Below are 8,372 nucleotides of genomic sequence, written 5' to 3'. Positions count from 1 at the left end.
CTGGCGAAGCCAGGCTCAATCAAGCCACACACTAAGTTCGAATCTGAAGTGTACATCCTGTCCAAAGACGAAGGCGGCCGTCATACTCCGTTCTTCAAAGGCTACCGTCCACAGTTCTACTTCCGTACAACTGACGTGACCGGTACCATCGAACTGCCAGAAGGCGTAGAGATGGTAATGCCAGGCGACAACATCAAGATGGTTGTGACTCTGATCCACCCAATCGCGATGGACGACGGTCTGCGTTTCGCAATCCGTGAAGGCGGCCGTACCGTTGGCGCGGGCGTTGTTGCTAAAGTTCTCGGCTAATTGCTGATAACATTTGACGCAATGCGCATGAAAAGGGCATCATTTGATGCCCTTTTTGCACGCTTTCACATCAGAACCTGGCTCATCAGTGATTATTTTTGTCATAATCATTGCTGAGACAGGCTCTGCAGAGAGCGTATAATTCGAAAAGCGAATTAGCATTTCGATTTGGTTTGCCTCGCGATCGCGGGGTGAAAATGTTTGTAGAATACTTCTGACAGGTTGGTTTATGAGTGCGAATACCGAAGCTCAAGGGAGCGGGCGCGGCCTGGAAGCGATGAAATGGGTAGTTGTAGCCGTGCTGCTGATTGTAGCGATCGTTGGCAACTATCTTTATCGTGACATGATGCTGCCGCTACGCGCGCTTGCAGTGGTAATTCTGATTGCTGCAGCGGGTGGTGTCGCGCTGTTGACGACGAAAGGCAAAGCGACAGTCGCTTTTGCTCGTGAAGCGCGTACCGAAGTCCGCAAAGTAATTTGGCCGACTCGCCAGGAAACATTGCACACCACGCTGATCGTAGCGGCGGTAACCGCTGTAATGTCACTGATCCTGTGGGGACTGGATGGTATTCTGGTTCGCCTGGTATCCTTTATCACTGGCCTGAGGTTCTAAGATGTCTGAAGCCCCTAAAAAGCGCTGGTACGTCGTTCAGGCGTTTTCCGGTTTTGAAGGCCGCGTAGCTACATCGCTGCGTGAGCACATCAAATTACACAACATGGAAGAGTTGTTTGGTGAAGTTATGGTTCCAACCGAAGAAGTGGTTGAGATCCGTGGCGGCCAGCGTCGCAAAAGCGAGCGCAAATTCTTCCCGGGTTACGTACTGGTTCAGATGGTTATGAACGACGCGAGCTGGCACCTGGTGCGCAGCGTACCGCGTGTGATGGGCTTTATCGGCGGCACGTCTGACCGTCCGGCGCCAATCAGCGACAAAGAAGTTGATGCGATTATGAACCGCCTGCAGCAGGTTGGTGATAAGCCGCGTCCGAAAACGCTGTTTGAACCGGGTGAAATGGTTCGTGTTAATGACGGTCCGTTCGCTGACTTTAATGGCGTGGTTGAAGAAGTGGACTACGAGAAGTCCCGCCTGAAAGTTTCTGTTTCTATCTTCGGTCGTGCGACCCCGGTAGAGCTGGACTTTGCCCAGGTAGAAAAAGCCTAAAGAGCGATCAAAAAAGCGGCGATTTAGTCGTTGCACAAGGCGCGAGATTGGAATACAATTTCGCGCCTTTTGTTTTTATGGGCCTCGGCCTGTAAAACGATTTTATTCACGGGGAGCCTCCCTGAGGCGTTATCACCCAATCAGAGGATTTTAGAATGGCTAAGAAAGTACAAGCCTACGTCAAGCTGCAGGTTGCAGCTGGTATGGCAAACCCAAGTCCACCAGTTGGTCCAGCTCTGGGTCAGCAGGGTGTGAACATCATGGAATTCTGTAAAGCGTTCAACGCAAAAACTGAATCCCTGGAAAAAGGTCTGCCAATCCCAGTCGTAATCACTGTTTACGCTGACCGTTCTTTCACTTTCGTTACCAAAACCCCTCCAGCAGCAGTACTGCTGAAGAAAGCGGCTGGTATCAAGTCTGGTTCCGGTAAACCGAACAAAGACAAAGTGGGTAAAATTTCCCGCGCTCAGCTGCAGGAAATCGCGCAGACCAAAGCTGCCGACATGACTGGTGCCGACATTGAAGCGATGACTCGCTCAATCGAAGGTACTGCACGTTCCATGGGCCTGGTAGTGGAGGACTAAGAAATGGCTAAACTGACCAAGCGCATGTCCGTGATCCGTGACAAAGTTGATGCGACCAAACAGTACGACATCAACGAAGCTATCGCTCTGCTGAAAGAACTGGCTACCGCTAAGTTTGTTGAAAGCGTTGACGTTGCAGTAAACTTGGGCATCGATGCTCGTAAATCCGATCAGAACGTTCGTGGCGCGACTGTACTGCCACACGGTACTGGCCGTTCCGTTCGCGTAGCTGTATTTGCTCAGGGTGCAAACGCTGAAGCTGCTAAAGCTGCCGGCGCTGAACTGGTAGGTATGGAAGATCTGGCTGATCAGATCAAGAAAGGCGAAATGAACTTTGACGTTGTTATCGCATCTCCAGATGCAATGCGCGTTGTTGGCCAGTTGGGCCAGGTTCTGGGTCCACGCGGCCTGATGCCAAACCCGAAAGTGGGTACTGTAACCCCTAACGTTGCTGAAGCTGTTAAGAACGCTAAAGCAGGTCAGGTTCGTTACCGTAACGACAAAAACGGCATCATCCACACCACCATCGGTAAAGTGGACTTTGACGCTGACAAACTGAAAGAAAACCTGGAAGCTCTGCTGGTTGCGCTGAAAAAAGCAAAACCAACTCAGGCGAAAGGCGTGTACATCAAGAAAGTTAGCATCTCCACCACCATGGGTGCAGGTGTTGCAGTTGACCAGGCTGGCCTGAGCGCTGCTGCAAACTAATGCCTTTACGTGGGCGGTGATTTTGTCTACAATCTTACCCCCACGTTTGCTAACGAAAGTTAGCGGCTAAAAGATTTGTTCGTTGGAGCCTGGCCTATCCAGGCCTCCGTCGAAGACCGCAGGTGTTTCGCAAGAAACTTAATCCCCTGCGTAGACGGTGACAGAACGCTAAGATTATTTTTGAATACTCTGGCTTGTTTCTGCTCACCGTATTAAGACGCTCTTTCCGTTGGGAAGAGTGAAGTGAGTTCCGGAACATGAGTTCCGGCAAACATCCAGGAGCAAAGCTAATGGCTTTAAATCTTCAAGACAAACAAGCGATTGTTGCTGAAGTCAGCGAAGTAGCCAAAGGCGCGCTGTCTGCAGTAGTTGCGGATTCCCGTGGCGTTACTGTAGATAAAATGACTGAACTGCGTAAAGCAGGTCGTGAAGCTGGCGTTTACATGCGTGTTGTTCGTAACACCCTGCTGCGCCGCGTAGTTGAAGGTACTCAGTTCGAGTGCCTGAAAGACACGTTTGTTGGTCCAACCTTGATTGCATACTCTATGGAACACCCGGGCGCTGCTGCTCGTCTGTTCAAAGAGTTCGCGAAAGCGAATGCAAAATTTGAGGTTAAAGCTGCAGCCTTTGAAGGTGAGTTGATCCCGGCATCGCAAATCGATCGCCTGGCAACCCTGCCGACCTACGAAGAAGCAATTGCACGCCTGATGGCAACCATGAAAGAAGCTTCGGCTGGCAAACTGGTTCGCACTCTGGCTGCTGTTCGCGATGCGAAAGAAGCTGCTTAATAGCAGTTATCTTTATAAAGCATTTGCTTACGTATAAACTTATTCTGATTTTCAGGAACAATTTAAATGTCTATCACTAAAGATCAAATCATTGAAGCAGTTGCAGCTATGTCCGTAATGGACGTTGTAGAACTGATCTCTGCAATGGAAGAAAAATTCGGTGTTTCCGCTGCTGCTGCTGTAGCTGTAGCTGCTGGCCCGGCTGAAGCTGCTGAAGAAAAAACTGAATTCGACGTAATTCTGAAAGCTGCTGGCGCTAACAAAGTTGCTGTTATCAAAGCAGTACGTGGTGCAACTGGCCTGGGTCTGAAAGAAGCTAAAGACCTGGTAGAATCTGCTCCAGCTGCGCTGAAAGAAGGCGTGAGCAAAGACGACGCAGAAGCACTGAAAAAATCTCTGGAAGAAGCTGGCGCTGAAGTTGAAGTTAAATAAGCCAACCCTTCTGGTTGCAGCCTAAGTCATTAGGCTGACGGCTGGTGACTTTTTAGTCACCAGCCTTTTTGCGCTGTAAGGCATCAGTAGCATTTCACACTGTTTGACTGCTGATTGTCCTGACAATGCTTGTTTCTATCGACGACTTAATATACTGCGACAGGGTGCTCGCTCTGTGTAAATCGCAACGAAATGATTTAAGCGTGATAGCAACAGGTATTGCGGAAAGTATTCAATTTTCCGGTCCACAAAATGGTGTTGCACAAACTGTCCCTTCGTCGGACAGATGGGTCGACTTGTCAGCGAGCTGAGGAACCCTATGGTTTACTCCTATACCGAGAAAAAACGTATTCGTAAGGATTTTGGTAAACGTCCACAAGTGTTGGATGTCCCATATCTCCTTTCTATCCAGCTTGACTCGTTCCAGAAGTTTATCGAGCAAGATCCTGAAGGGCAGTACGGTCTGGAAGCAGCATTCCGCTCCGTGTTCCCGATTCAGAGCTACAGCGGTAACTCCGAGCTGCAGTACGTCAGCTACCGCCTTGGCGAACCGGTGTTTGACGTTCAGGAATGTCAGATCCGTGGCGTGACCTATTCCGCACCGCTGCGCGTAAAACTGCGTCTGGTGATCTACGAGCGCGAAGCGCCGGAAGGCACCGTTAAAGACATTAAAGAACAAGAAGTCTACATGGGTGAAATTCCACTCATGACAGACAACGGTACTTTCGTAATCAACGGTACTGAGCGTGTTATCGTTTCCCAGCTGCATCGTAGCCCGGGCGTCTTCTTCGACAGCGATAAAGGTAAAACGCACTCATCCGGTAAAGTACTGTATAACGCACGTATTATTCCTTACCGTGGTTCATGGCTGGACTTCGAGTTCGATCCTAAAGACAACCTGTTTGTCCGTATCGACCGTCGTCGTAAACTGCCTGCAACCATCATCCTGCGTGCGCTGCAATATACCACTGAGCAGATCCTTGACCTGTTCTTTGAGAAAGTGATCTTTGAAATCCGCGACAACAAGCTGCAAATGGAGCTGGTGCCGGAACGTCTGCGTGGTGAGACCGCGTCGTTCGACATCGAAGCCGACGGCAAAGTGTATGTGGAGAAAGGTCGCCGTATTACTGCGCGCCATATTCGTCAGCTGGAAAAAGATGATATCAAACACATCGAAGTACCGGTTGAATACATTGCAGGAAAAGTATCCGCGAAAGATTACGTTGATGAATCAACTGGCGAGCTGATCTGCCCAGCGAACATGGAGCTGAGCCTGGATCTGCTGGCTAAGCTGAGCCAGTCTGGCCACAAACGTATCGAAACGCTGTTCACCAACGATCTGGACCACGGTCCTTATATCTCTGAGACTATCCGCGTCGACCCAACGACCGATCGTCTGAGTGCGCTGGTTGAAATCTACCGCATGATGCGTCCTGGTGAACCACCAACTCGCGAAGCGGCTGAAAGCCTGTTCGAGAACCTGTTCTTCTCTGAAGACCGCTACGATCTGTCTGCGGTTGGTCGTATGAAGTTCAACCGTTCTCTGCTGCGCGACGAAATCGAAGGTTCCGGTATCCTGAGCAAAGACGACATCATCGAAGTGATGAAGAAGCTCATCGATATCCGTAACGGCAAAGGCGAAGTGGATGATATCGACCACCTCGGCAACCGTCGTATCCGTTCCGTAGGCGAAATGGCGGAAAACCAATTCCGTGTTGGCCTGGTGCGTGTTGAGCGTGCGGTTAAAGAGCGTCTGTCTCTGGGCGATCTGGATACCCTGATGCCTCAGGATATGATCAACGCCAAGCCGATTTCTGCAGCAGTGAAAGAGTTCTTCGGTTCCAGCCAGTTGTCTCAGTTTATGGACCAGAACAACCCGCTGTCTGAGATTACGCACAAGCGTCGTATCTCTGCCCTCGGCCCAGGCGGTCTGACCCGTGAACGTGCAGGCTTTGAAGTTCGAGACGTACACCCGACTCACTACGGTCGCGTATGTCCAATCGAAACGCCTGAAGGTCCAAACATCGGTCTGATCAACTCCCTGTCCGTGTACGCACAGACGAACGAATACGGCTTCCTCGAGACGCCGTACCGTAAAGTGACTGACGGTGTTGTAACCGACGAAATTCATTACCTGTCTGCTATCGAAGAAGGCAACTACGTTATCGCTCAGGCGAACTCCAACCTGGATGACGAAGGCCACTTTGTAGAAGATCTGGTTACCTGCCGTAGCAAAGGCGAATCGAGCTTGTTCAGCCGCGACCAGGTTGACTACATGGACGTTTCCACCCAGCAGGTGGTTTCCGTCGGTGCGTCCCTGATCCCGTTCCTGGAACACGATGACGCCAACCGTGCATTGATGGGTGCGAACATGCAACGTCAGGCCGTTCCAACTCTGCGCGCTGATAAGCCGCTGGTTGGTACCGGTATGGAACGTGCTGTTGCCGTTGACTCCGGTGTTACTGCGGTTGCTAAACGTGGCGGTACTGTTCAGTACGTGGATGCTTCCCGTATCGTTATCAAAGTTAACGAAGACGAGATGTACCCGGGTGAAGCAGGTATCGACATCTATAACCTGACCAAATACACCCGTTCTAACCAGAACACCTGTATCAACCAGATGCCGTGTGTGTCCCTGGGTGAGCCAATCGAGCGCGGCGACGTGCTGGCTGATGGCCCATCTACCGACCTCGGTGAACTGGCGCTCGGTCAGAACATGCGCGTAGCGTTCATGCCGTGGAACGGTTACAACTTCGAAGACTCCATCCTCGTTTCCGAGCGTGTTGTTCAGGAAGACCGTTTCACCACGATCCACATTCAGGAACTGGCATGTGTGTCCCGTGACACCAAGCTGGGGCCTGAAGAGATCACCGCTGACATCCCTAACGTGGGTGAAGCTGCGCTCTCCAAACTGGATGAATCCGGTATCGTTTACATTGGTGCAGAAGTGACCGGTGGTGACATTCTGGTTGGTAAGGTTACGCCGAAAGGTGAAACCCAGCTGACGCCAGAAGAGAAGCTGCTGCGTGCTATCTTCGGTGAGAAAGCGTCTGACGTTAAAGACTCTTCTCTGCGCGTACCAAACGGTGTTTCCGGTACGGTTATCGACGTTCAGGTCTTCACCCGTGACGGCGTTGAGAAAGATAAACGTGCGCTGGAAATCGAAGAGATGCAGCTCAAACAGGCTAAGAAAGACCTGTCTGAAGAACTGCAAATCCTCGAAGCGGGTCTGTTCAGCCGTATTTATGCGGTGCTGGTTGCCGGTGGCGTTGAAGCTGAGAAGCTCGACAAACTGCCACGCGATCGCTGGCTGGAACTGGGCCTGACCGACGAAGAGAAACAAAATCAGCTGGAACAGCTGGCTGAGCAGTACGACGAACTGAAACACGAATTCGAGAAAAAACTCGAAGCGAAGCGCCGTAAAATCACTCAGGGCGACGATCTGGCACCAGGCGTGCTGAAGATTGTTAAGGTTTATCTGGCTGTTAAACGTCAGATCCAGCCTGGTGATAAGATGGCAGGTCGTCACGGTAACAAGGGTGTTATCTCCAAGATCAACCCGATCGAAGATATGCCACACGATGCTAACGGTACGCCGGTAGATATCGTACTGAACCCGCTGGGCGTACCATCGCGTATGAACATCGGTCAGATCCTTGAAACCCACCTGGGTATGGCTGCGAAAGGCATCGGCGAGAAGATCAACGCCATGCTGAAACAGCAGCAAGAAGTCGCGAAACTGCGCGAATTCATCCAGCGTGCTTACGATCTGGGTACCGACGTTCGTCAGAAAGTTGACCTGAACACCTTCAGCGATGATGAAGTTCTGCGTCTGGCTGAGAACCTGCGTAAAGGTATGCCTATCGCAACGCCAGTATTCGACGGTGCGAAAGAGTCTGAAATCAAGGAACTGTTACAGCTGGGTGGCCTGCCGACTTCCGGTCAGATCACACTGTTCGACGGTCGTACCGGTGAGCAATTCGAGCGCCAGGTTACCGTTGGCTACATGTACATGCTGAAACTGAACCACCTGGTTGATGACAAGATGCACGCGCGTTCTACCGGTTCTTACAGCCTGGTTACTCAGCAGCCGCTGGGTGGTAAGGCTCAGTTCGGTGGTCAGCGCTTCGGTGAGATGGAAGTGTGGGCGCTTGAAGCATACGGCGCAGCATACACCCTTCAGGAAATGCTTACCGTTAAGTCTGATGACGTGAATGGCCGTACGAAGATGTATAAAAACATCGTCGACGGTAACCATCAGATGGAACCAGGTATGCCGGAATCCTTCAACGTACTGTTGAAAGAAATCCGTTCTCTGGGTATCAACATCGAGCTGGAAGACGAGTAACTCTCGCTCAAACAGGTCACTGGTACCGGGTTAATCCCCGGTA

General features: G+C 51.1%; 7 protein-coding genes and 1 pseudogene. All 8 read left to right on the top strand.

Translation table 11 applies throughout. The annotated features are described in order from the left end of the window. Positions 1-309 (top strand): annotated as a pseudogene (gene tuf / locus AB6V08_RS21915) (elongation factor Tu); the annotation flags it as partial. A gap of 229 nt (positions 310-538) precedes the next feature. After that, entirely contained in the window at positions 539-922 is a 384-nt protein-coding gene (gene secE / locus AB6V08_RS21910) for a preprotein translocase subunit SecE (protein WP_003862342.1), read from the top strand. A 1-nt stretch (position 923) separates the two neighbouring features. Further along, on the top strand, positions 924-1,469 hold the full coding sequence (nusG, locus tag AB6V08_RS21905) for a transcription termination/antitermination protein NusG (RefSeq protein ID WP_003862341.1): 546 nt from the start codon (positions 924-926) through the stop codon (positions 1,467-1,469). Positions 1,470-1,624: 155 nt separating this feature from the next. Continuing rightward, positions 1,625-2,053, top strand: coding sequence for a 50S ribosomal protein L11 (rplK, locus tag AB6V08_RS21900; protein ID WP_008503452.1), 429 nt, complete (start codon positions 1,625-1,627; stop codon positions 2,051-2,053). A gap of 3 nt (positions 2,054-2,056) precedes the next feature. After that, complete coding sequence (gene rplA / locus AB6V08_RS21895; protein WP_006810530.1) at positions 2,057-2,761, top strand: 50S ribosomal protein L1; 705 nt, start codon at positions 2,057-2,059, stop codon at positions 2,759-2,761. Between the two features lie 290 nt (positions 2,762-3,051). After that, positions 3,052-3,549, top strand: a complete 498-nt coding sequence (gene rplJ, locus AB6V08_RS21890) for a 50S ribosomal protein L10 (protein WP_001207203.1) — start codon at positions 3,052-3,054, stop codon at positions 3,547-3,549. A 66-nt stretch (positions 3,550-3,615) separates the two neighbouring features. After that, the gene (rplL, locus tag AB6V08_RS21885) at positions 3,616-3,981 is read left to right on the top strand and encodes a 50S ribosomal protein L7/L12 (RefSeq protein ID WP_006176746.1); all 366 of its coding nucleotides are present in this window, start codon (positions 3,616-3,618) and stop codon (positions 3,979-3,981) included. 319 nt (positions 3,982-4,300) lie between these two features. Then, entirely contained in the window at positions 4,301-8,329 is a 4,029-nt protein-coding gene (gene rpoB / locus AB6V08_RS21880) for a DNA-directed RNA polymerase subunit beta (RefSeq protein WP_368544894.1), read from the top strand. The last annotated feature ends 43 nt before the right edge of the window (positions 8,330-8,372 follow it).

The sequence above is a fragment of the Enterobacter soli genome (assembly GCF_964208575.1).
Lineage (GTDB): Bacteria > Pseudomonadota > Gammaproteobacteria > Enterobacterales > Enterobacteriaceae > Enterobacter > Enterobacter soli_A.
Note: the sequence above shows the minus strand (reverse complement) of the source record. Positions and strands in the feature narration are given on the sequence as shown.

Bases quoted from the DNA above. Each gene is read 5' to 3' on its own strand.
- secE (WP_003862342.1), top strand. From the start codon at position 539: ATGAGTGCGAATACCGAAGCTCAAGGGAGCGGGCGCGGCCTGGAAGCG.
- nusG (WP_003862341.1), top strand. From the start codon at position 924: ATGTCTGAAGCCCCTAAAAAGCGCTGGTACGTCGTTCAGGCGTTTTCC.
- rplK (WP_008503452.1), top strand. From the start codon at position 1,625: ATGGCTAAGAAAGTACAAGCCTACGTCAAGCTGCAGGTTGCAGCTGGT.
- rplA (WP_006810530.1), top strand. From the start codon at position 2,057: ATGGCTAAACTGACCAAGCGCATGTCCGTGATCCGTGACAAAGTTGAT.
- rplJ (WP_001207203.1), top strand. From the start codon at position 3,052: ATGGCTTTAAATCTTCAAGACAAACAAGCGATTGTTGCTGAAGTCAGC.
- rplL (WP_006176746.1), top strand. From the start codon at position 3,616: ATGTCTATCACTAAAGATCAAATCATTGAAGCAGTTGCAGCTATGTCC.
- rpoB (WP_368544894.1), top strand. From the start codon at position 4,301: ATGGTTTACTCCTATACCGAGAAAAAACGTATTCGTAAGGATTTTGGT.